Raw genomic sequence first — 21,427 nt, 5'->3', positions numbered from 1 at the left:
GACGGCGGAGGGTGCCGTCGTCGAGCCCGCTTACCGTTTCGCCGGCGCGTTGACGAGCGCGATGCCGGTCAGCACCAGCAGCGCGGCGATCAGAAAGCGCGCGCTGAACGACTCGCCGAGCAGGAGCACGCCGAAGGTGACGCCGAACAGCGGCGTCAGAAACGAAAACACCGACAGCCTCGACGCGATGTAACGCGTCAACAGCCAGAACCACAACAGATAGCTGACGAACGCGACGATCACGGCTTGATACGCGAGGCTCGCGAGCGCGAGCGGCGTCACGCTTTCCACGCGCACCTCGCCGAGCCCCAGCGCCAGCGCGAGCAGCACCACCGCCGACACAGTCAGCTGATAGAACAGCGTCTTGCTCGCGCTCGTCCGCGCGAGCCGCGAGCCGCGCACGATCACCGTGGTCGCGGCCCACGCGATGCCGCCGAGCACGCCGAGCGCATCGCCGGCCGCGCCCGCGAGCGTCGAGCCGTAGGCCGCGCTTGCAGCCGTGCCCGCGTCCGTGCGCAGGAAGCCGTCCGCGAACGCGAGCGCCATCCCCGCGAACGCGACGACAATGCCGAGCCACTGGATGCGCCGCATGCGTTCGCCATCGACGAACCAGTGCAGGCCGAGTGCCGTGAAACACGGCGCCGTGTACAGAAAGACCGCCATGCGCGACGCGCTCGTCAGCGTCAGGCCGAGAAAGATGCAGACGAACTCGGCCGCGAACAGCACGCCCGCGAGCAGGCCCGCGCCGAGCGTGCCGTCATCGCGAAAGAGCGGCGTGCCGCGCGAGCGTGCCCATGCCCACACGAGCAGCGCCGCGATCGTCGAGCGCAGTCCCGCCTGAAAGACCGGCGGCACCGCCGCATTGGTGGTCTTGATTGCGACTTGCTGCAGCCCCCAGATTGCGCACAGGCCGATCATCAACAGGATCGCGAAGCTATCCGGGGCGCGGCGCGCGGGCAGGGCGGTGGTCGTGCTCATGGCGGTGTGGTGAAGAGGTGGGGAGTGCACGGCGAGCCGGTCGGTCCGGTGCGCGGCGAAAACGCCGAGCGTCAGTAGTCGGCGTTTTTTGATGGCGTCGGCACGAGGCAAGATTGCCGGGCGAATTCGCCCGGCGTCAATTCGCCGGGTGCAACGTGAAGCCGGGCTGTGTTTTCATCGTTCTGGCTGACAGCGCGACTCGTGCCCGCCACCGGACGTCAGTCGACTCACCCCTTCTTCTGTATCAGCTCGATCTTGTACCCGTCTGGATCGGCGACGAAGGCGATGACAGTCGTGCCGTGTTTCATGGGCCCAGCTTCGCGTGTAACGACACCGCCGCGTTTCTTCACTTCTTCGCATGCCGCATAGGCGTCGTCGACTTCGAGGGCGATGTGACCGTAGCCGGTTCCGAGGTCGTACTTGCTCGTGTCCCAGTTGTACGTCAGTTCGATCGCCGCGCCTTCGGATTCGTCCTCGTAACCGACGAATGCGAGGGTGAACTTCCCGTCCGGGTAGTCGTTCTTTCGAAGCAGGCGCATTCCTAGAACTTCGGTGTAGAACCGGATCGATGCGTCCAGATCACCGACTCGAAGCATGGTATGCAAGATTCGCATGAGGACTCCTTTGATAGTTTGTCGATAAATGCATCGACCTGCGGCAATTGTAAATGATTGCCGTATAGCTTGAGCCCGAAGCCGCGCCGCCCGCCCGGCCCACTGCGGACTCGATGCGCATCGTGGAATTCGATCGGACCTATTTGAACAAAAAAGTATGGGCAATAAGGGTTTCTGTGCGGTTGCCGGTTTGATATTAGTGTCCAACACTCAGCATCAATCCGGTTCGTCAGATAGCAGTCTGATATATCGGACAATCGATGCGTGACCCGGCGATTCGTTGAGCGTGCAGACAGGCGCTGAAGCCGATTCGTCCGCTCCGGACCACTCTTCTCCGCTTAGGACCCTGCCATGAAGCTTGCCAAACGAGGCGCCCAAGCCGCCCTTCTGTTCGCTGTTGCTGGATTGCTCGCCATCACCGGCTGCACCAAGGTTGCCACGCCAGGGCAGAGCGCAGCGGCATCCCCCTCGACGCTTCAGGCCGTGCTGCAGCGAGGCACGCTGCGCGTCGGCGACTGCCTGACGTTCGCGCCGTTCGGGTTCTATAACAAGGACGGCCAACCAGACGGCTATGACGTGGACCTCGCGAAGGAACTCGCGAAGCAGATGGGCGTGAAGCTCGAGGTCGTGAATACGACGAGCGCGAACCGGATTCCGAATCTGCAGACCAGCAAAGTGGATGTCGTGTTCTGCAACTTCACGCGTAATCTGGAGCGCGCGAAGGTAATCGAATTCACGACCCCCTACGTGGTTGCCAGCGAAGCACTGCTGGTCAGAAAAAATAGTGGCGTTCAGTCGATCAAGGACATGGGCGGTCGCACGATTGCGACGGTCAAGGGCTCGACCAATGGCGACGAAGTGCGCTCGCTGAATATCCCGATCAAGATCCAGGAATACGACAGCTCGCAGGCCGCGATTCTTGCCGTCAAGCAGGGGCAGGCCGACGCGATGATCGAGGACAACAACTTTCTCGCGTATCAGGCCAAGCTCGATCCTGAACTTGCCGTCACGAACGAAGCGCTGGTCCCGCTCGAATACAACGCGTTCGGTGTCAAGGCCGGCGATCAGGAATGGCTCAACTACCTGAATCTGTTCCTCTTCAACGTCAATGCGTCGAAGCTCAACGCGCAGCTCTACAACAAGTGGTTCGGCACCGATCCGCGCTACCCGCTCAATCCGCAGTTTTGAGGAGCGGGAGATGCCGATATCTATTGAAACCCGAACGATGCGGAGGGTGAGATGAGTTACGAGTGGCTCACTCTGTGGGGCTACGTGCCCGAGTTTTTGAGCGCGAGCTGGCTGACGTTGCAAGTGACCGTGCTGGCATTCGTACTGGCGCTAGTCCTCGGCTTGTTGACCGCGCTTGCCAGCGTTTCTGCGCTCGCGCCATTTCGGTTGATTGCTCGCGGCTACGTCGAAATCATCCGCAACACGCCTGTTCTCCTGCAGATTTTCATCGTTTTCTTCGGTCTGCCGTCGGCGGGTATTTCGCTCGACGCATACTGGGCGGGCGTCATTGCGCTCGGCGTCAACGTCGGTGCTTATCTGTCGGAAGTGTTCCGCGCCGGCATACAGTCGGTGCCGCGCGGCCAACTCGAGGCCGCCGGCATTCTCGGTCTCGAACGCGCGCAGATCTTCGTCGAGGTCGTGCTACCGCAGGCGACGCGCGCGGTCTATCCGGCCATCGTCAACTACCTGATCCAGTTGCTGCTCGGTACGTCGCTGCTGTCCGCCATTGCGTTGCCGGAGTTGACCGGCACTGCGACCGTGATCAACTCGCGGACGCTTCTCTACCTTCAGACGTTCAGCGTGACGCTCGTCGCGTATCTCGTGCTCAGTAACGTACTGTCCTGGCTTGCGGGCCAGCTCGGAGCGCGGATCTTTCATCCTCCCCTCGTCATGCCGGCGCGCACCGGTTTCGGGACCGGCTTTATGCGCCGGACGAAACGGGCCTGATTCCCGGATTGGAGTTGGATCATGTCAGTCGAATTGCTGAAAACCAGTTTCTCCATCCTGCTGCAGGGTCTGGTGACGACGCTGTTGCTTTCCATTGCGTCCATCGTGGGCAGCACGCTGATCGGCCTGTTCGCCGCGGTCTTGCGGTCGTTCGGACCGTGGGGCACAGCCCGCCTTGCCAGACTCTATACGGAGCTGTTTCGCGGCACGCCGGTACTCATCACGCTGATGTTCATCTATTTCGGCGTGTCGTACTTCGGTTACGCGATCGACGTCTTCGCAGCCGGCGTCATCGGCTTGAGCGTCTATCAGGGCGCTTACATCGCCGAAATCTTCCGCTCAGGAATCGAGGCGGTACCCAAAGGTCAATGGGAGGTATCTCAGATCCTCGGCCTCACGCGGGCTCAGTCGTTCTCGTTCGTCGTGCTGCCTCAGACGGGAAAGATCGTGTTGCCGCCTCTCGTCGGTCAGTATCTGTCGCTCATCAAGGACACGTCGATCGTCAGCATGATCGGAATGTCCGAGTTGATGCATGGTGGCCAGGCCATCGTCGACCGGGTCGGAAAGCCCGTGGAAATCTACGGACTCGTCGCACTCATTTACTTCGCCGTGTGCTTCCCGCTCTCGCAATGGGTGCGCCACCATGACCGCAGGAGATTGTCGTGAGTAACCAAAGCCAAATCAGACCCATCATTTCACTGACGGGCGTCAGCAAAGCATTCGGTTCGACTCGGGTGTTGAACGAAATCAATCTCGAGGTTCGCTCGGGCGAGGTGCTGGTGCTCATTGGCGCGTCCGGCTCGGGTAAGAGCACGGTCTTGCGAATCATGGCGGGATTGGAGACCACCGATTCCGGCGAGGTCTGGGTCAACGATGTGCCCATGCATGATCCGCGCCGAGCGCGAGAGATTCGTGGCCATGTCGGCATGGTCTTCCAGCAGTTCAATCTGTTTCCTCACAAGACCGCGCTCGGCAATGTCACGCTCGCGCTTATCAAGGCACGCCGCATGAGTCCGGACGACGCGCGCAAGCGCGCCATGGAGACACTCGACCGTGTCGGGCTCGCGGACCGCGCGGCACACTATCCAAGCCAGTTGTCGGGCGGTCAGCAGCAACGCGTGGCAATTGCGCGAGCGCTCGCGGTCGAGCCCGGCATCATGTTCTTCGACGAGGCGACGTCCGCGCTGGATCCGGAGCTGGTCGGCGAGGTCACCGAGGTGATGCGTGGGCTCGCGCGCGACGGCATGACGATGGTCGTCGTCACGCATGAAATGGGCTTTGCCCGCAAGACCGCCGACCGCGTGGTCTTCATGGACAAGGGCGTCATCGCCGAGCAGGGCGATCCGGAACAGATCTTCGTCAATCCCGCGAACGAACGCACGCGGCAATTTCTGCACAGAGTCCTCGACCATTGATCTGTCACGGCCTGAAAGTCGCTTTCGCGGGTCTGCCGCGCGATAAACTCACGTCGCTTGAAAGACAACCGGTCGGATGAACGCTTTACGGAGTGAACGCATGGCTGTAACAGAATCGTCTCGGGCGAGAGGCGTGGATCGCGTGATCGCGATGTTCCGGCAATTGCACGTCGCCCAACGCCCGCTGACCATGCGCGAATTAATCGAGGCGACCGGCGCGCCGCGTTCGAGCATTTACGAGCTGGTCGCGATTCTCGCGGAAGTGGGCTGGCTCGAGACGGCCGCGGATGGGAGCGTGTTCTTCGGGCGCGAGATGCACTACTACGGGTCCGACTATGCAACGCACAACGATCTGATTAGCCGCGCGCATCAATCCATTCTGGCATTGGTACGGAAGTACGACGAGACCACGCAGCTGTGCATGCTGGAAGGCAACAAGTACACGGTCGTGTTATCCGAGAACAGTGCCCGGCCATTCAACATCAGTTCGGACATCGGCGTGAGAGTGCCGATTCCGTGGACCGCCACGGGACGTCTGCTGCTAGGTCACCTGAATGCCGACGAGATTCGCGCGCTCATTCCGGCCGAAGATTTCATCCTCGACAACGGGGTGAATATCGAATTCGACGAATTCCTGAACGACGTGCAGGCCGCGAAAGAACGAGGCTACTGCTGCACCGAAGGACTCTCGAATGCGTTCAGGCTTTGTATGGCAGCGCCGATTCGCGACCGTGCGGGACTGCCGATTGCGGCGCTGTGTTTCATGACCGGCCGCGACACGAGCCCGGACAGGCGCGGCGTGATGCTCGACGATCTGTTGCAGTCCGCGAAAGCGCTCTCGTATAGATAGCGCCCGGCCTCAAAGCGTCGGCAACAGCTCCGGCGGATGCGACTTCAGTGTCTGCCGCGCCTCGCGGAATTCCGGAAAAATCGATTCGACCGTCTGCCAGAAGCGCGGACTGTGATTCATCTCGCGCAGATGCGACAGCTCGTGCGCGACTACATAGTCGATGATCGACAGCGGAAAGTGGATGAGCCGCCAGTTCAGGCGGATTTTGCCGTCGCTCGAACAACTGCCCCAGCGCGTCGCCGCCGAAGACAAGGCATACGCGCGATAGTTGACGCCCAGCTTCTGCGCGTAGATCGCCAGACGCTCGCCGAACAGCCGCTTCGCTTCTCCTTGCAGCCAGCCCTGCACGCGATCCTTGATCTGCTGCGGGTCGGCTTGCAACGGCAGCGGCAATTGCAGCGCGCCGTGCTCGGCGCTGAACGCGAGCATGCCTTGCGGCGCGCCGAGCGTCACGCGCACCGGCTGACCGAGGTAGGGCACTTCGGCGCCGTCTTGCCAGTCGATCTTCGGCAATGCACGCTGCTCGACGCGCGTTTGCCATTCGATCAGCTTCGTAAAAATCCAACGCTGTTTTTCGGTGATCGCGGTTTCGATATCGGCGAGCGTGACCCAGCGCGGCGCGGTGATCGTGAGGCCGGTGCTGTCGATCGCAAAGCCGATCGAGCGGCGCGCGGAACGCTTGAGCGCGTAATGCAGCGTGCGTGAACCGATGGCGAGACTGCGCAGCTTGCTGCCGTCCGGCGCGAGCGGCGCGACGGGCGGCCGGGCCGGCGCTGAGCCCAATGAACCCGGCGCGGAAGGTGAAGGAGACGACGACGTCGACCCCGGCTCGGCGAAGAGCGGGAGATCGAGCTGCCGGTTTTCGAGCGCCGCGGCGGGCTGCGGCGTAGGAGACTTCTGCATCGGCTTCGCTTCGCGCAATACGCCTTCGGAGTTCGAGGGCGTGGCGCGTCAGATGGGCGCGGCGGCGGAATCGTTAGCCGCCGCGCTGTAGGCAGTCGGATCGATGCGGCGCATCTCGGCTTCGATCCACTGTTCGACGCGCGTGTTCACTTCGTCGGGCGTGAGCCCCGTCGTGTCGATCGGCTTGCCAATCGACACCGTGACTATACCCGGATATTTAAGAAACGAGTTGCGCGGCCACACGCGGCCCGCGTTGTGCGCGATCGGCACGACGGGGGCACCGCTCGCGATCGCGAAGCGCGCGCCGCCGGTCTTGTACTTGCCCTGCTTGCCGGTCGGCGTGCGCGTGCCTTCCGGAAACATGATGACCCATGCGCCTTCGGCCATGCGGGCCTTGCCCTGGTTCGTGACCGATACGAACGCGTATTTGCCTTCCTTGCGGTTGATGTGAACCATCTTCAGCATGCCGAGCGCCCAGCCGAAGAACGGCACATACAAGAGCTCGCGCTTGAACACGTAGCACAGCGGGCGCGGCATGATCGCCGGAAACGCGAGCGTTTCCCACGCCGACTGGTGCTTCGACAGCAGCACGGCCGGGCCGTTGGGCAGATTCTCGAAACCTTCGATGCGGTAGCGGATGCCGTTCAGGTAGCGCACCGTCCACAGCGTCAGACGACACCAGCCGGCCGCCATCCAGTAGCGGTTTTCCGCGCGCAGGAACGGAAACGCGATGAAGCACGCGGTCGCGTACGGCACCGTGAACACAACGAAATAAATCAGCAGCAGCAGGGAACGGATAAAGCGCATCGGCGTGGTCGGTGGGGGGTGGGAGCGCGGTGCGCGCGTTTATTCCTGAGCGTCGGCGAGAAAGTCGAGCGCGAACGCGCGCAGGTCGTCGTGCACGATCGTGCCTTCGGGCAAGCCGCCCGCGGCGAGGGTCTTGCGGCCCTTGCCGGTCAGCACCAGATGCACCGGGTGACCGAGCGCAGCGCCCGCCTGCAGATCGCGCAGAGAATCGCCGACCGTCGGCGTATGCGCCGGATCGACCTCGAATCGCTCGGTGATCATCTTCAGCATGCCGGGCTTCGGCTTGCGGCATTCGCAGTGATCTTCCGCCGTGTGTGGGCAGAAGAACACCGCTTCGATGCGCGCGCCGACCGCTGCCGCCATCCGGTGCATCTTCAGATGCATCGCGTTCAACGCATCCATGTCGAACAGACCGCGGCCGATGCCCGACTGGTTCGTCGCGACTGCGACGCGATAGCCGGCGTGGTTCAGGCGTGCGATCGCTTCCAGCGAGCCGGGCAGCGCGACCCATTCGTCCGGCGACTTGATGAACGCGTCGGAGTCGACGTTGATCACACCGTCGCGGTCGAGGATCACCACTTTCTTGATCGGCATGGCGCGGTGCTCAGGCGGCGAGTCGGGAAATATCGGCGACGCAGTTCATCTGCTGATGCAGCGCGCCGAGCAGAGCCAGACGGTTCGCGCGCAACGCGGGGTCTTCGGCGTTGACCATCACGTCGTTGAAGAACGTGTCCACCGGTTCGCGCAGCGCGGCCAGCGCCGTCAGCGCGCCGGTGTAGTCGCGCACGGCCAGTTGCGATTGCACGCGCGGCGTGACCTGTTCGAGCTGCGCGTTGAGCGCCTTCTCCGCTGCCTCGGTGAGCAAGCTGGGCTGCACGCTGCCGTTCGTCACGCCTGCCGACTTCTTCAGGATGTTCGAGATACGCTTGTTGGCCGCCGCGAGCGACGCCGCTTCGGCCAGTGACGCGAATTCGCGCACCGCGTCGAGGCGCGCGACGAGGTCGTCGAGCCGCGTCGGGTTCAGCGCGAGCACCGCGTCGATTTCGCCGGCCGCGTAGCCGCGTTCGCGCAGCAGGCCGCGCAGGCGGTCCATGCTGAACTCGTAGATCGCGTCGGTCGAATCGGCGACGTTCGGCACGCCGGCGAATTGCGCATAAGCGATGCGCAGCAGCTCGACGAAGTCGACGTTCAACTGTTTCTCGACCAGAATGCGCAGCACGCCGAGCGCATGACGGCGCAGCGCGAACGGGTCTTTCTCGCCGGTGGGCTGCAGGCCGATGCCCCAGATGCCGACCAGCGTTTCGAGCTTGTCGGCGAGCGCGACGACGGTGCCGGTCGCGGTGGTGGGCAAGGCGTCGCCCGAGAAGCGCGGCTGGTAGTGTTCCGAGCATGCGAGCGCGACTTCTTCCGGCTCGCCGTCGTGGCGCGCGTAGTACGTGCCCATCGTGCCTTGCAGCTCGGGGAATTCGCCGACCATGTCGGTGATCAGGTCGGCTTTCGCGAGGCGCGCGGCGCGCGTCGCGAGCGCGACGTTGGCGCCGGTCAGTGCGGCGATCGCGCCGGCCAGCCCTTCGAGCCGCTCCACGCGTTGCAGCGCCGAGCCGAGCTTGTTGTGATAAACGACGTTCGCGAGCAGTGGCACGCGATCCGCGAGCGGCTTCTTCTTGTCTTGCGTGAAGAAGAACTTCGCATCGGCGAGACGCGGACGCACCACGCGCTCATTGCCTTCGACGATCTCGACCGGCGTCGCCGTCTCGATGTTCGACACGATCAGGAAGCGCGAGCGCAGCTTGCCGTTCGCATCGGTCAGCGCGAAGTACTTCTGGTTCGTCTGCATCGTCAGGATCAGGCATTCCTGCGGCACTTGCAGGAATTCGTCCTCGAAGCGGCACTCATAGACAACCGGCCATTCGACCAGCGACGTCACTTCGTCGAGCAGCGCTTCGGGCATCACGACCTTGTCGTCACCGGCTTGCGCGAGCAGTTGCGAGCGGATCGATTCCTTGCGCTTCGCGAAGCTCGCGATCACGCGGCCTCTGTGTTCGAGCGTTTCGGCATACGACTGCGCATGCTGGATCTGCACGAAGCCTTCGGACAGGAAGCGGTGGCCGAGCGTGGTGTCGTCGGCGTCGATGCCGAGCACGCTGACCGGCACGACCTCTTCGCCGTGCAGCGTGGTCAGTCGATGCACCGGGCGCACGAACTGCACGCTCGAACCGTCCGGGCGCTGATACGTCATCGGCTTTGCGATCGGCAGCTTCGCGAGCGTTTCGTCGAGCGCGCCTTGCAGGCCGTCGGCGAGCGTCGCGCCCGGCGCCGCGTAGCGCAGGAAGAACGCTTCGGCTTTACCGTCCTGGGCGCGTTCGAGATCGTTCACCGTGAAGTCGGGGAAGCCGAGCGCGGCGAGTTTCTTCGCGAGCGGCGCGGTGGGCTGGCCGTCTTTATCGAGCGCGACGGAAACCGGCAGCACTTTTTCGCGCACGTGTTTTTCCGGCGCGAGCGCGCGCACGTTGTGAATCGTCACCGCGAGACGACGCGGCGTGGCAAAGCGTTCGAACGACGGCTCGCCGTCGATCAGGTCGCGCGCCGCGAGGCGCTGCGCAATACCTTCGGCGAAGGCGTCGCCGAGACGGGCGAGCGCCTTCGGCGGCAGTTCTTCGGTCAGCAGCTCGACGAGCAGGGTAGCGTGTTGAGATTGAGTCATTGATTGAAGTTCTCGTCAGTCCTGGTCGATCTTGCGTTCGACTTTCAGCGGCGGCGCCCACGCGGGCATCGCGGCTTCCTGCTCGTCGGTGGTGAGGCCGGGCACGCCGTGCACCGGATTGCCGAGCATCGGGAAGCCGAGCTTTTCGCGCGAGTCGTAGTAGGCCTGCGCGACCAGACGCGACAGCGCGCGAATCCGGCCGATGTACGCCGCGCGTTCCGTGACCGAAATCGCGCCGCGCGCGTCGAGCAGGTTGAACGTGTGGCCGGCCTTCAGCACGAGCTCATAGGCGGGCAGCGCGATCTGCGCATCGATCATGCGCTTCGCTTCCGCTTCGTAGCTGTTGAAGAAAGTGAACAGCAGATCGACGTTCGCGTGCTCGAAGTTGTAGGTGGACTGCTCGACCTCGTTCTGGTGATACACGTCGCCGTAGGTCAGGCGGCGCAGTTCGGGGCCGTTCGGGCCTTGTTCTTCCCACTCGGTCCAGACGAGGTCGTAGACGTTCTCGACCTTCTGCAGATACATCGCGAGGCGCTCGAGACCGTAGGTGATTTCGCCGAGCACCGGCTTGCAGTCTAGACCGCCGACCTGCTGGAAGTACGTGAACTGCGTCACTTCCATGCCGTTCAGCCACACTTCCCAGCCCAGCCCCCATGCGCCGAGTGTCGGGTTTTCCCAGTCGTCCTCGACGAAACGCACGTCGTTCTGCTTCAGGTCGAAGCCGAGCGCTTCGAGCGAGCCGAGGTACAGGTCGAGAATGTTTTCCGGCGCGGGCTTGAGCACCACCTGATACTGGTAGTAGTGCTGCAGACGGTTCGGGTTCTCGCCGTAGCGGCCATCTTTCGGGCGGCGCGACGGCTGCACGTAGGCGGCGCGCCACGGCTCGGGGCCGATCGCGCGCAGGAACGTATGGACGTGGGACGTGCCCGCGCCGACTTCCATGTCGATCGGCTGGAGCAACGCGCAGCCCTGCTTGTCCCAGTAGGACTGCAAGGTCAGGATGATTTGCTGAAACGTGAGCATGAAGTGCCTTTCGGGCATGGGGCCATGCCGCGCGCGCCTAAGCGCGCGAGGGGGTCGTGGAGCGAAGTGCTAAACCGGAGATTTTAACGGAAAGGAAGGGGGGCGGCCCGTTTTGCGGGGTCGGACGGGCCGCGATGCGGTTTTTGGGCGACAGGCGACGCGGCAAGGGCCGCGCGCACGTTCAGCTCGCCGCCAGCTCCGCCTTCGGCGAGAACGAATCGCTTTGCGCGATCGGCCAGTACGTCTCGAACAGGGTATAGCGATAGTTGCCGTTGAGCAGGTCGCTCGGTTCGAGATATTTGAGCAGATCCGACATCAGCCGCACCTCATGCGAGGACACGCGCCGCACGATGTGATGCGCGCGCAACTCAGCCGGATGCCGGAGCCCGGCGGCCTGGATGATTTCCTGCAACGCGTGCAGCGTGTTGTGGTGGAAGTTGAACACGCGATCGGCCTTGTCCGGCACCACCAGCGCACGCTGGCGCACCGGGTCCTGGGTCGCGACGCCGGTCGGGCAGCGGCCGGTATGGCAGGTCTGCGCCTGGATGCAGCCGACCGCGAACATGAAGCCGCGCGCCGCGTTGACCCAGTCCGCGCCGATCGCGAGCGTCTTCGCGATATCGAACGCGGTGATCATCTTGCCGCTCGCGCCGATGCGGATGCGTTGCCGCAGACCGATGCCGACCAGCGTGTTGTGCACGAGCAGCAGCCCCTCCTGCAACGGCACGCCGACGTGATCGGTGAATTCGAGCGGTGCCGCGCCGGTGCCGCCTTCCGCGCCGTCCACGACGATGAAGTCCGGCAGAATGCCCGTTTCCAGCATCGCCTTCGCGATACCGAAGAATTCCCACGGATGCCCGATGCACAGCTTGAAGCCGGTCGGCTTGCCGCCCGACAGCGTGCGCAGCCGCTCGACGAATTCGAGCAGCTCGCGCGGCGTCGAGAACTCGGAGTGCGTCGCCGGCGAGATGCAGTCGCGGCCCATCGGCACGCCGCGCGTCTCGGCGATTTCGGGCGTGATCTTCGCGCCCGGCAGCACGCCGCCGTGACCGGGCTTCGCGCCTTGCGACAGCTTCACCTCGATCATCTTCACCTGCGGTTCGGCGGCCTGCTTCGCGAACTTCTCCGCGTTGAAGGTGCCGTCGTCGTTACGGCATCCAAAATAGCCGGACGCGATTTCCCAGATGATGTCGCCGCCATGTTCGCGATGATATTTCGACATCGAACCTTCGCCGGTGTCGTGCGCGAAGTTGCCTTTCTTCGCGCCGAGGTTCAGCGCCATGATCGCATTGGCCGATAGCGAGCCGAAGCTCATCGCCGACACGTTGAAGATCGACATCGAATACGGCTGCCCGCGATCGGGGCCGACGACGATGCGAAAGTCGTGACCATCGAGCGTGGTCGGCGCGAGCGAGTGGCTGATCCATTCGTGCGCGACCGCCTTCACGTCGATCCGCGTGCCGTATGGGCGGCTGTCGACATCGTTCTTCGAGCGCTGATAGACGATGCTGCGTTGCGCGCGCGAGAACGGCTTCTCGTCGGTATCGTCTTCGACGAAATACTGACGGATTTCCGGGCGGATGGATTCGAAAATGAAACGCAGGTGGCCCCACAGCGGGTAATTGCGCAGGATTGCATGGCGCTGTTGGCTCAGGTCGAACACGCCGAGCGCGACGAGCGCGGCCGGCACGAGGATCCAGAACCATGACAGGTGATGCGTCGCGGCGAGCGCGGCACATACCGCGGTGAGGGCGATTGCGCACCACATGGCCAGATAGCGTTGAGAAAACATGGGGACTCCAGTGCAGTGAAGATCATTGCGGCGGCATCGTCCGCACGGGAGCGCGGGCGGTATCGGTCGCGAAGGAAAGCTGGCGGTTGCGGGTCACGGTGCGACGCGGACCGGCGAAGCCCGAAGATAAGGCCTGCGAATGGAAGCCAAGCGTCGCACGCGAAGGTGAAGTGTGTGTGAATGCGCGCCAGGCGGGGCAAACATGGTGAACGGCGCGAACCTGCCGGAATGGTACGACCCACCGCGCCCGCCGTTATGCATCGCTCAACGCGCGCCGAGCAGAGCCGCTTTTTGCCGCGGGGTTTGCGGCTCGTCCTGCGCCTGGCCTTGCGGCTGCTTTGGCTTGTGCGCCTGCTTGCGACGCTGCGCGCGGGTTTGCTTCGGCGCCTGATCCTGCGGCAGCTCGGCCGGTTGCCCGGTCATCGCGCGTTCGATGATGCCGCCGCCGAGGCACACGTCGCCGTCATACAGCACCGCCGATTGGCCCGGCGTGACGGCCCATTGCGCGGCGTCGAAGGTCAGTTCGAAGAGGCCTTCGCCCGAACCGCCTCCCGCCGAGGCGTTGAACGTGCACGCCGCGTCGGCCTGCCGGTAGCGCGTCTTCGCGCCGCACGCGAAGCCGTCGGCCGGCGGCTCGCCCGCGACCCAGCTCGTGTTGCCCGCCGACAGCGTATGGCACAGCAGCCACGGATGGTCGTGTCCCTGCGCGACGTACAGCGTATTCGTCGGAATATCCTTGCCGGCGGCGAACCAGGGCTCGCCGCTGCCGTCCTTGCTGCCGCCGAGACCGATGCCCTTGCGCTGGCCGAACGTGTAGAACGCGAGGCCGATGTGCTCGCCGACGATCTTGCCGTCGGTGGTCTTCATCGGGCCCGGCCTGGTCGGCAGATAGCGGTTCAGGAAGTCGCGGAAAGGCCGCTCGCCGATGAAGCAGATGCCGGTCGAATCCTTCTTCTTCGCGTTCGGCAGGCCGATCTGCGCGGCGATCTCGCGGACCTTCGTCTTGGGAATTTCGCCGAGCGGGAACAGTGTTTTCGACAGCTGCGCCTGGTTGAGCCGATGCAGGAAGTACGACTGGTCCTTCGTTTGGTCGAGCGCCTTCAGCAACTCGAAGCGGCCATCGTTCTCGCGCACGCGCGCGTAGTGGCCGGTCGCGATCGTTTCCGCGCCGAGCGACATCGCGTGATCGAGGAAGGCCTTGAACTTGATCTCGGCGTTGCACAGCACGTCCGGGTTCGGCGTGCGGCCGGCCGAATACTCGCGCAGGAATTCGGCGAACACGCGGTCCTTGTACTCGGCCGCGAAGTTGACCGCCTCGACGTCGATGCCGATCAGGTCAGCCACCGACACCACGTCGATCCAGTCCTGGCGCGTCGAGCAGTATTCGCTGTCGTCGTCGTCTTCCCAGTTCTTCATGAACAGGCCGACCACGTCGTAGCCCTGTTCCTTTAGCAGCCACGCGGTGACCGACGAATCGACGCCGCCCGACATGCCTACTACGACTTTACGCTTGCTCATAAGGTACTCACTGGGTGCTGCATGACTGCATGGATCTATGGGGCCGCTCGTGACGGCCCTATTGCTTCGGCCCAACCGAATGCGTATGGACGAAGTCGAGCGGGAAACGCCGGCCGGCCAGGTAATCGTCGATGCACCGCATCACGAGCGGCGTGCGATGCCGCTCGGGGCACGCGCGCAACTCATCGGCGCTCATCCACAGCGTGCGGACGATGTCGGGATCGAGCGAACTCGCCGGGTCCGGTTCGCCGCCCGCGCCGCAATAGGTGAAGCGCAGGTACGTGGTGCCCGCGCGGTCCGGCCGCTCGAAGTGGGTCATGTACATGCCGACGAGCGCCTCGGGCGCGAACGGATGCGCGGTTTCCTCGAACGTTTCGCGGATCACCGCTTCCAGCAGCGTTTCGCCCGCCTCGAGGTGGCCGGCGGGCTGGTTCAGGCGCAGGCCGGCGGCAGTGTGTTCCTCGACTAGCAGGAAGCGCCCGTCACGCTCGACGATCGCCGCGACGGTCACGTGCGGCCGCCAGGTTTCCGGTTTCATGGGTGCGCATTTTACCGGTTATGCGCGCCGGCTGCCTGGTGACCGCTGGCAGCCGGTTCGCAGCGTGTTCGAGGTGGCATCGCGACCGATTCGTAACAGTTTGGCGGTCTGTCGCGCATTCGCATCGACCCCGATATTTGTGATGTGGCGGTTTCCGGTTAAAGTGGGGCCTGCGTTAGCCGTTGCATGTGCAAGCCGGCGAGCCTCGTCGGCAGGTCTGTCGTCAAACAGGAAGTCGAGGAGGAACAACGATGCACATCGGAGTGCCAGCCGAGACGCGCGCGCATGAAACCCGCGTTGCCGCGACGCCCGAGACGGTCAAGAAGTACGTGGCGCAAGGCCACCGGGTCACGCTCCAGAGCGGCGCCGGCGCCGGCGCGAGCTTTCCCGATGACGCCTATACGGCCGTGGGCGCGGAAATCGTCGATGCCGCCACTGCATTCGGCGCAGATCTCGTCCTCAAAGTCCAATCCCCCACCGATTCCGAACTGCCGCTGCTCAAGCGCGGCGCGACGCTGGTCGGCATGCTCGATCCGTTCAACGCCGACAACGCGGGCAAGCTCGCCGCGGCCGGCGTCACCGCGTTCGCGCTCGAAGCCGCGCCGCGCACCACGCGCGCGCAGAGCCTCGACGTGCTGTCGTCGCAGGCGAACATCGCCGGCTACAAGGCGGTGCTGCTCGCGGCGACGCTCTATCCGCGCTTCATGCCGATGCTGATGACCGCGGCCGGCACCGTGAAGGCCGCGCGCGTGCTGATTCTCGGCGCGGGCGTGGCTGGCCTGCAGGCGATCGCCACCGCGAAGCGCCTCGGCGCCGTGCTGGAAGCGTCCGACGTGCGCCCGGCCGTCAAGGAGCAGATCGAGTCGCTCGGCGCGAAGTTCCTCGACGTGCCCTACGAGACCGACGAGGAGCGCGAGGCCGCGCAAGGTGTGGGCGGCTATGCACGGCCGATGCCGCCGTCGTGGCTCGCGCGCCAGTCGGCGCTGGTGCACGAGCGCGCAAAGCAGGCCGACATCGTCATTTCGACCGCGCTGATTCCAGGCCGCCCCGCGCCGACGCTGCTGTCGGTCGAAACCGTGCAGGCGATGAAACCGGGCTCGGTGCTCGTCGACCTCGCGGCCGGCCGCGGCCCCGAAGTCGACGGCCGGCGCGGCGGCAATTGTCCGCTGACCGAGGCGGACCAGGTGGTGGTGCGCTATGGCGTGCAGATCGTCGGCTACACGAATCTCGCCGCGATGGTGCCCGCCGACGCGTCGTCGCTGTACGCGCGCAACGTGCTCGACTTCCTGAAGCTGATTATCGCCAAGGAAGGCACGCTGAACATCGATCTCGCGGACGACATCGTCGCGGCCACGCTGCTGGCTCGCGACGGCCAGGTCACGCGCAACGCATAGGGGGAAGCCGAAGATGGAAGTCATCAATCACACGGTGATCAACCTGATCATCTTCGTGCTGGCGATCTACGTCGGCTATCACGTGGTCTGGAACGTCACGCCCGCGCTGCATACGCCGCTGATGGCGGTGACCAATGCGATCTCGGCGATCGTGATCGTCGGCGCGATGCTCGCGGCGGGTCTCACCGTCGGCAGCGCCGGCAAGTTCTTCGGCACGATCGCGGTCGCGCTCGCGGCCGTCAACGTGTTCGGCGGATTCCTCGTCACACGGCGAATGCTCGAGATGTTCAAGAAGAAAGAACCCAGGAAACTACCGGCTGGCGGCAAGGAGGGTACGTAAATGAGCCTGAACGTCGTCACGCTGCTGTATCTGGTCGCGTCGGTCTGCTTCATCCAGGCGCTCAAGGGGCTGTCGAATCCGAAGACCGCGCGCGTCGGCAATACCTTCGGCATGGTCGGCATGGCGATCGCGATTCTGACGACCATCGCGCTGATCTCGCGGCAGGCCGAAGTACTTGGCTCCAATCTCGGTCTCGGTCTCGGCCTGCTGCTGTTCGGGCTCGTGATCGGGGGCGCGATCGGCGCGTTCGTCGCCGCGCGCGTCGAGATGACCAAGATGCCTGAACTTGTCGCGGCGATGCACTCGCTGATCGGTCTCGCGGCCGTGTGCATCGCGTATGGGGTGGTGTCGGAGCCCGCCGCGTTCGGCCTCGTCGATCCCGACGTGCCGATCGAGGGCTTCCTGCCTTACGGCAACCGCATCGAACTGTTCATCGGCACGTTCGTCGGCGCGATTACTTTTAGCGGCTCGGTGATCGCGTTCGGCAAGCTGTCGGGCAAGTACAAGTTCCGGTTGTTTCAGGGTGCGCCGGTCGTCTACGGCGGCCAGCATCTGATCAACCTGATGCTCGCGCTCGCGATGCTCGGCTTCGGCGTCCTCTTCTTCCTCACGCAGTCGTGGCTGCCGTTCATCATCATGACGATCATCGCGTTCGTGCTCGGCGTGCTGATCATCATTCCGATCGGCGGCGCGGACATGCCGGTCGTCGTGTCGATGCTGAACTCGTACTCGGGCTGGGCGGCGGCGGGCATCGGCTTTTCGCTGAACAATCCGATGCTGATCATCGCCGGGTCGCTGGTGGGGTCGTCGGGTGCGATCCTGTCGTACATCATGTGCCGCGCGATGAACCGCTCGTTCTTCAACGTGATCCTCGGTGGCTTCGGCAACGAGCCGGGCGCGGCCGCGGGCGGCGCGGCGGAGCAGCGTCCGGTGAAATCGGGTTCGGCCGATGACGCGTCGTTCATGATGGGCAACGCGGAAACGGTCGTGATCGTGCCGGGCTACGGGCTGGCCGTCGCGCGCGCGCAGCATGCGTTGAAGGAGTTGACCGACAAGCTGGTCGAGAAGGGCATCGAGGTGAAGTACGCCATTCACCCGGTGGCCGGCCGCATGCCGGGTCACATGAACGTGCTGCTCGCCGAGGCCGAAGTGCCGTACGACATGGTGTACGAGATGGAGGACATCAACGGCGAGTTCGGCCAGGTCGACGTGGTGCTCGTGCTCGGCGCGAACGACGTGGTGAATCCGGCCGCGAAGAACGATCCGAAGTCGCCGATCGCGGGCATGCCGATTATCGAGGCGTACAAGGCGCGCACCGTGATCGTCAACAAGCGCTCGATGGCCGCGGGCTACGCCGGGCTCGACAACGACCTGTTCTACATGGACAAGACGATGATGGTGTTCGGCGACGCGAAGAAGGTGATCGAGGATATGGTGAAGGCGGTCGACTAGATCGCTAGCGGTGAACGACGCTTTACACGCTTTTCACTGAGCAAGTGAAGAAATTGGATACGCTCCAGCTCTTGCGACGCGAGCTGGAGGACCACCTTGCGTTGCTCGCTCTCGATAAGGAGAGCGAGCATAAGTGAGCCGCTGTCGGGGGATTTTTCGCGGACGCGAAAAATTTCGCGTCGGGTCAATGCCGGTAACTGGACTTACCGGAATGCGTTTTACCTGCGATAACCGCCTGGATCGCCAGGCACCCCGGCCGTAAGCCTGATGCGGCGGGCTTTCATAGTGAGCTTGACCCAATGACCATCAACGCATCTACATGGACAAGACGATGATGGTGTTCGGCGACGCGAACAAGGTGATCGAGGATATGGTGAAGTCGGTCGAGTAGCTCGTTAGCGGTAAACAGACCCTGAGATCGCGGTGCGTCGCGCCGCGATCCTTTTCATATTTTCGGCCTCGCGGTTACGTGCCGCAGCAGATCCGCGAGCCGCCTGCCTTCCTGATCCGGATACGTCTCGAGCACTTCGAGATCGCGCATCTTCTCCAGTCCGAAGTTGCGGAAATCAGCACGCAGCTCGCACCATGCGCCGAGCGTCCAGCGCGCGCCCCAGTACGCGAGCGCGAGCGGCCAGACGCGGCGCTCGGTGTCGGCGCCGTTGGCGTCGGTGTACGCGAAGCGCACCACCTGGCGCGCATCGATCGCGCGATGCAGCGTGTCGAGCTGCGTCGAAAAATCCCCCTTGATGTGAAACGACGGCGCGAAGATCGCGAGCCGTTCGAGCGTCGCGCGCTTGTCGGCGGGCATCGCCGATGCGATTTTGGCCAGCGCGCCCCGCGCGCCGCTCGCGAAGCCCGCGCCACCCCATGATTCGAGCATGCGCGCGCCGGCGGCGAGCGCGGCGAGTTCGTCGGCGGTGAAGGTCAGCGGCGGCAGACTTGCCGAGCGCGACAGTCGATAACCGATGCCCGCTTCGCCTTCGATCGGCACCCCTGACAATTGCAGATCGCGCACGTCGCGATAGACCGTGCGCGGCGAGATGTTCAGCCAGTCGGCTAGTTGCTGCGCGGTGGTCAGGCGCCGGCCGCGCAGCAGCTCGGCGATCTGGAACAGGCGGTCGGCGCGGCGCGTCATCGTGGGCGTCGGGTAGAGGAGGAAGGGGACGGTCCCGCGATGATAGCGCCGCATGGCGGCCTTCGGTCGGGGCGCGGCGACTTCAGGTGCGCGCTTAGCCGTTGGTGCGCGAATGCAGGCCGAGGCGGTTGCCTTCGGTATCGGTGAAGAACGCGATATAGCCGATGTCCTGCGGCAGCTTGATCACCGGGCCGTCGGTCTTGCCGCCCGCCCGTTCGATGCGCGCAAGCGCCGCGTCGACGGTGGGCAGCGCGTTCAGGTAGACGGTGACGCCGTCGACGCCGGGTGTCATCGACGGATTGTGGACGATCGCGCCGCCAGTCGCGGGCTCCTCGTAGCTGAACACGGCGATCGGCTGGCCGCCGGTCTCCTGTCGATTCAACGGGGCGTCGAGCGCGGCTTCGTAAAAGCGCACCGCGCGATCGAAATCGACCGACGGGATTTCGAACCAGGCAACGAGTTTGGGCAATGCGGACATGACACTCTCCTTCGGTTGGCAGTAGGCCGTTCAAGCGCCGGATGGCGTGAGAAGGAGTGTGCGGGGGTGCTGCTGACAGCGAGGTGGCAGTAGGGTGCGAAGACGCGACCGCTTCACCCCACCAGCAACTGAAACACGCCGACCACATCGCTCATGCGCGTGGCCTGCTTTTCGAGCGACGCGATGACGACAGGGCGACGACAGCGCGCCGCCCCGCTAGAAACAGCCTCAAGCCGCCGGCGTATCGCCCTGCGGACGCTGCCGCACGCTGCCCGCGATCAGATCGAAGCGGAACAGCCGGCATTCGAGCGCACCGTTGAACAGCGGCGTCTTCGTCGATTCGCGCAGCCGCAGTTGCCCCGGAAGCTTGCGATCCGATGTCAGGATAAACGCATGCCATCCGGCAAAGCGCTGCTTCAGCGCATTGCCGAGCAACTGGAAAAACTCGCTGTCCGGCGCTTCTTCCTGAATGCGGCGGAAGCCGTCGTCGTCGCGATTGCCGCGGCCTTCGCGAAGCTCGCCGCGCGCATTGCGGCCGCGCACTTCGATCCGCTCGCCATACGGCGGATTCGCGACGAGGATGCCCGGCGCCGAGCCAGGCGGCGTCATGTCGCGCGCATCGAGCTGCTTGAGCGAAATGGGCGGCAAGCCGGCGCGCTCGAAGTTCGCGCGCGCTTTTTCGAGCATGTCGCCGGAGATGTCGCTGCCGAAAATCTCCAGATCCGCGCCGCGCGAGCCGCGCGCCGCATTTTTCGCCTCGAGCGCGGCGCCCTTCAGCGCTTGCCAGCTCCGCGCGTCGAACTGTTTGAGCTTCTCGAAGCCGAAGCGCCGCTCGACGCCCGGCGCGATGTTCAACGCGACCTGCGCCGCTTCCGCGAGGAACGTGCCGCTGCCGCACATCGGATCGTAGAGCGGCGTGCCGGCCTGCCAGCCAGTCAGACGCAAAATGCCAGCCGCGAGGTTTTCGCGCAGCGGCGCCGCGCCCTTGTCGAGACGCCAGCCGCGCTTGAATAGCGGATCGCCGGAAGTGTCGAGGTACAGCGTGCAGTCGGTCGCGCTCAGGAACGCGAATACGCGCACGTCGGGCATCGCGGTGTCGACGCTCGGCCGCGCGCCGCTTTTTTCGCGCAGACGATCGCAGATCGCGTCCTTCACGCGCAGCGTCGTGAACTCGAGACTGCGCAGCGGCGACTTGATCGCGGTGACGTCGACGCGCAGCGTCTCGTGCGCGGAGAACCACTGCTCCCAGCGCTGCTCGAGCGCGAGCGCATAGATGTCCTGCTCGCTGCGGTAAGGCCGCTCCGCGATTTTCAGCAGCACGCGGCTCGCGAGACGCGAGTGCAGATTGGCGGCCATGCCGGCGGCCCAGCCGCCGCGAAAATGCACGCCGCCCGGTACCTGGGCGCCGGCCGTGAAGGCGGCGCCGTTCAGATGTTTGACGGCAATTTCGGCGAGTTCGGCCGCGAGCGGAGCTTCGAGCCCGCGCGGGCAAGGAAGGAAGAAATCGAAGGACATTGAGGTTGCCGCAAG

21 protein-coding genes are annotated in these 21,427 nt (G+C 64.3%); 8 read left to right on the top strand and 13 right to left on the bottom strand.

Annotated features, from left to right (window positions below; genetic code table 11):
• Positions 1-30: 30 nt before the first annotated feature.
• Together HWY30_RS20455 and gloA are read right to left on the bottom strand one after the other, a co-directional pair.
• Complete coding sequence (locus tag HWY30_RS20455; RefSeq protein WP_090803033.1) at positions 31-978, bottom strand: DMT family transporter; 948 nt, start codon at positions 976-978, stop codon at positions 31-33.
• 227 nt (positions 979-1,205) lie between these two features.
• Positions 1,206-1,592 (bottom strand): lactoylglutathione lyase, encoded by a 387-nt coding sequence (gene gloA, locus HWY30_RS20450; RefSeq protein WP_090803035.1) that lies wholly within the window; start codon positions 1,590-1,592, stop codon positions 1,206-1,208.
• A 351-nt stretch (positions 1,593-1,943) separates the two neighbouring features.
• Here gloA and HWY30_RS20445 point away from each other — a divergent pair, with 351 nt between their 5' ends.
• From HWY30_RS20445 to HWY30_RS20425, 5 genes are all read left to right on the top strand, one after another.
• Positions 1,944-2,780: an ABC transporter substrate-binding protein gene (locus HWY30_RS20445; RefSeq protein WP_090803036.1), complete on the top strand. Its 837-nt coding sequence runs from the start codon at positions 1,944-1,946 to the stop codon at positions 2,778-2,780.
• Positions 2,781-2,831: 51 nt separating this feature from the next.
• Positions 2,832-3,548, top strand: a complete 717-nt coding sequence (locus tag HWY30_RS20440; protein ID WP_090803038.1) for an amino acid ABC transporter permease — start codon at positions 2,832-2,834, stop codon at positions 3,546-3,548.
• A 21-nt stretch (positions 3,549-3,569) separates the two neighbouring features.
• On the top strand, positions 3,570-4,214 hold the full coding sequence (locus tag HWY30_RS20435; RefSeq protein ID WP_090803040.1) for an amino acid ABC transporter permease: 645 nt from the start codon (positions 3,570-3,572) through the stop codon (positions 4,212-4,214).
• On the top strand, positions 4,211-4,963 hold the full coding sequence (locus HWY30_RS20430) for an amino acid ABC transporter ATP-binding protein (protein WP_090803041.1): 753 nt from the start codon (positions 4,211-4,213) through the stop codon (positions 4,961-4,963). Before HWY30_RS20435 ends, HWY30_RS20430 begins: the two co-directional genes overlap by 4 nt.
• A gap of 100 nt (positions 4,964-5,063) precedes the next feature.
• Entirely contained in the window at positions 5,064-5,813 is a 750-nt protein-coding gene (locus tag HWY30_RS20425) for an IclR family transcriptional regulator (protein ID WP_090803043.1), read from the top strand.
• 9 nt (positions 5,814-5,822) lie between these two features.
• On the opposite strand, the gene HWY30_RS20420 is transcribed toward HWY30_RS20425, so the two are convergent.
• The 8 genes from HWY30_RS20420 to HWY30_RS20385 all read right to left on the bottom strand — a co-directional run bounded on the left by HWY30_RS20420 (position 5,823) and on the right by HWY30_RS20385 (position 15,098).
• The gene (locus HWY30_RS20420) at positions 5,823-6,716 is read right to left on the bottom strand and encodes a M48 family metallopeptidase (protein ID WP_090805591.1); all 894 of its coding nucleotides are present in this window, start codon (positions 6,714-6,716) and stop codon (positions 5,823-5,825) included.
• 48 nt (positions 6,717-6,764) lie between these two features.
• The gene (locus tag HWY30_RS20415; RefSeq protein ID WP_090803045.1) at positions 6,765-7,523 is read right to left on the bottom strand and encodes a lysophospholipid acyltransferase family protein; all 759 of its coding nucleotides are present in this window, start codon (positions 7,521-7,523) and stop codon (positions 6,765-6,767) included.
• A gap of 39 nt (positions 7,524-7,562) precedes the next feature.
• Positions 7,563-8,117 (bottom strand): D-glycero-beta-D-manno-heptose 1,7-bisphosphate 7-phosphatase, encoded by a 555-nt coding sequence (gene gmhB, locus HWY30_RS20410; protein WP_090803046.1) that lies wholly within the window; start codon positions 8,115-8,117, stop codon positions 7,563-7,565.
• A 10-nt stretch (positions 8,118-8,127) separates the two neighbouring features.
• Positions 8,128-10,227, bottom strand: a complete 2,100-nt coding sequence (gene glyS, locus HWY30_RS20405; RefSeq protein ID WP_090803048.1) for a glycine--tRNA ligase subunit beta — start codon at positions 10,225-10,227, stop codon at positions 8,128-8,130.
• A 15-nt stretch (positions 10,228-10,242) separates the two neighbouring features.
• Positions 10,243-11,250 (bottom strand): glycine--tRNA ligase subunit alpha, encoded by a 1,008-nt coding sequence (gene glyQ, locus HWY30_RS20400; RefSeq protein WP_008921090.1) that lies wholly within the window; start codon positions 11,248-11,250, stop codon positions 10,243-10,245.
• Positions 11,251-11,431: 181 nt separating this feature from the next.
• Positions 11,432-13,042 (bottom strand): FMN-binding glutamate synthase family protein, encoded by a 1,611-nt coding sequence (locus HWY30_RS20395; protein ID WP_090803050.1) that lies wholly within the window; start codon positions 13,040-13,042, stop codon positions 11,432-11,434.
• 264 nt (positions 13,043-13,306) lie between these two features.
• Positions 13,307-14,560: a tRNA 2-thiouridine(34) synthase MnmA gene (mnmA, locus tag HWY30_RS20390; RefSeq protein ID WP_090803052.1), complete on the bottom strand. Its 1,254-nt coding sequence runs from the start codon at positions 14,558-14,560 to the stop codon at positions 13,307-13,309.
• 58 nt (positions 14,561-14,618) lie between these two features.
• Positions 14,619-15,098, bottom strand: coding sequence for an NUDIX hydrolase (locus tag HWY30_RS20385; protein WP_090803053.1), 480 nt, complete (start codon positions 15,096-15,098; stop codon positions 14,619-14,621).
• 251 nt (positions 15,099-15,349) lie between these two features.
• On the opposite strand from HWY30_RS20385, the gene HWY30_RS20380 reads away from it, so the two are divergent.
• The 3 genes from HWY30_RS20380 to HWY30_RS20370 are packed head-to-tail and all read left to right on the top strand — an operon-like array spanning position 15,350 to position 18,284.
• Positions 15,350-16,492: a Re/Si-specific NAD(P)(+) transhydrogenase subunit alpha gene (locus HWY30_RS20380; protein WP_090803055.1), complete on the top strand. Its 1,143-nt coding sequence runs from the start codon at positions 15,350-15,352 to the stop codon at positions 16,490-16,492.
• A 13-nt stretch (positions 16,493-16,505) separates the two neighbouring features.
• On the top strand, positions 16,506-16,832 hold the full coding sequence (locus HWY30_RS20375) for an NAD(P) transhydrogenase subunit alpha part 2 (RefSeq protein WP_018419437.1): 327 nt from the start codon (positions 16,506-16,508) through the stop codon (positions 16,830-16,832).
• Positions 16,833-18,284, top strand: a complete 1,452-nt coding sequence (locus HWY30_RS20370; RefSeq protein WP_090803056.1) for an NAD(P)(+) transhydrogenase (Re/Si-specific) subunit beta — start codon at positions 16,833-16,835, stop codon at positions 18,282-18,284.
• Positions 18,285-18,729: 445 nt separating this feature from the next.
• On the opposite strand, the gene HWY30_RS20365 is transcribed toward HWY30_RS20370, so the two are convergent.
• The 3 genes from HWY30_RS20365 to HWY30_RS20355 all read right to left on the bottom strand — a co-directional run bounded on the left by HWY30_RS20365 (position 18,730) and on the right by HWY30_RS20355 (position 21,412).
• Positions 18,730-19,473: a helix-turn-helix transcriptional regulator gene (locus HWY30_RS20365; RefSeq protein WP_090803058.1), complete on the bottom strand. Its 744-nt coding sequence runs from the start codon at positions 19,471-19,473 to the stop codon at positions 18,730-18,732.
• A 40-nt stretch (positions 19,474-19,513) separates the two neighbouring features.
• A complete protein-coding gene (locus HWY30_RS20360) occupies positions 19,514-19,897 on the bottom strand; it encodes a VOC family protein (protein ID WP_090803059.1) in 384 nt (127 codons plus the stop codon).
• 228 nt (positions 19,898-20,125) lie between these two features.
• Positions 20,126-21,412, bottom strand: coding sequence for a THUMP domain-containing class I SAM-dependent RNA methyltransferase (locus tag HWY30_RS20355; protein ID WP_090803061.1), 1,287 nt, complete (start codon positions 21,410-21,412; stop codon positions 20,126-20,128).
• Between the last annotated feature and the right edge of the window lie 15 nt (positions 21,413-21,427).

Origin of the sequence: Paraburkholderia tuberum STM678 (genome assembly GCF_902833905.1) — a bacterium.
Lineage (GTDB): Bacteria > Pseudomonadota > Gammaproteobacteria > Burkholderiales > Burkholderiaceae > Paraburkholderia > Paraburkholderia tuberum.
Note: the sequence above shows the minus strand (reverse complement) of the source record. Positions and strands in the feature narration are given on the sequence as shown.

Excerpts from the sequence above, each read along its gene's own strand:
- HWY30_RS20360 (WP_090803059.1), bottom strand. The coding sequence starts at position 19,897 with ATGTCCGCATTGCCCAAACTCGTTGCCTGGTTCGAAATCCCGTCGGTC.
- HWY30_RS20355 (WP_090803061.1), bottom strand. The coding sequence starts at position 21,412 with ATGTCCTTCGATTTCTTCCTTCCTTGCCCGCGCGGGCTCGAAGCTCCG.
- HWY30_RS20380 (WP_090803055.1), top strand. The coding sequence starts at position 15,350 with ATGCACATCGGAGTGCCAGCCGAGACGCGCGCGCATGAAACCCGCGTT.
- HWY30_RS20455 (WP_090803033.1), bottom strand. The coding sequence starts at position 978 with ATGAGCACGACCACCGCCCTGCCCGCGCGCCGCGCCCCGGATAGCTTC.
- HWY30_RS20435 (WP_090803040.1), top strand. The coding sequence starts at position 3,570 with ATGTCAGTCGAATTGCTGAAAACCAGTTTCTCCATCCTGCTGCAGGGT.
- HWY30_RS20370 (WP_090803056.1), top strand. The coding sequence starts at position 16,833 with ATGAGCCTGAACGTCGTCACGCTGCTGTATCTGGTCGCGTCGGTCTGC.
- HWY30_RS20425 (WP_090803043.1), top strand. The coding sequence starts at position 5,064 with ATGGCTGTAACAGAATCGTCTCGGGCGAGAGGCGTGGATCGCGTGATC.
- glyS (WP_090803048.1), bottom strand. The coding sequence starts at position 10,227 with ATGACTCAATCTCAACACGCTACCCTGCTCGTCGAGCTGCTGACCGAA.
- HWY30_RS20420 (WP_090805591.1), bottom strand. The coding sequence starts at position 6,716 with ATGCAGAAGTCTCCTACGCCGCAGCCCGCCGCGGCGCTCGAAAACCGG.
- gmhB (WP_090803046.1), bottom strand. The coding sequence starts at position 8,117 with ATGCCGATCAAGAAAGTGGTGATCCTCGACCGCGACGGTGTGATCAAC.
- HWY30_RS20365 (WP_090803058.1), bottom strand. The coding sequence starts at position 19,473 with ATGCGGCGCTATCATCGCGGGACCGTCCCCTTCCTCCTCTACCCGACG.
- HWY30_RS20440 (WP_090803038.1), top strand. The coding sequence starts at position 2,832 with ATGAGTTACGAGTGGCTCACTCTGTGGGGCTACGTGCCCGAGTTTTTG.
- HWY30_RS20385 (WP_090803053.1), bottom strand. The coding sequence starts at position 15,098 with ATGAAACCGGAAACCTGGCGGCCGCACGTGACCGTCGCGGCGATCGTC.
- mnmA (WP_090803052.1), bottom strand. The coding sequence starts at position 14,560 with ATGAGCAAGCGTAAAGTCGTAGTAGGCATGTCGGGCGGCGTCGATTCG.
- HWY30_RS20415 (WP_090803045.1), bottom strand. The coding sequence starts at position 7,523 with ATGCGCTTTATCCGTTCCCTGCTGCTGCTGATTTATTTCGTTGTGTTC.
- HWY30_RS20375 (WP_018419437.1), top strand. The coding sequence starts at position 16,506 with ATGGAAGTCATCAATCACACGGTGATCAACCTGATCATCTTCGTGCTG.
- glyQ (WP_008921090.1), bottom strand. The coding sequence starts at position 11,250 with ATGCTCACGTTTCAGCAAATCATCCTGACCTTGCAGTCCTACTGGGAC.
- gloA (WP_090803035.1), bottom strand. The coding sequence starts at position 1,592 with ATGCGAATCTTGCATACCATGCTTCGAGTCGGTGATCTGGACGCATCG.
- HWY30_RS20445 (WP_090803036.1), top strand. The coding sequence starts at position 1,944 with ATGAAGCTTGCCAAACGAGGCGCCCAAGCCGCCCTTCTGTTCGCTGTT.
- HWY30_RS20395 (WP_090803050.1), bottom strand. The coding sequence starts at position 13,042 with ATGTTTTCTCAACGCTATCTGGCCATGTGGTGCGCAATCGCCCTCACC.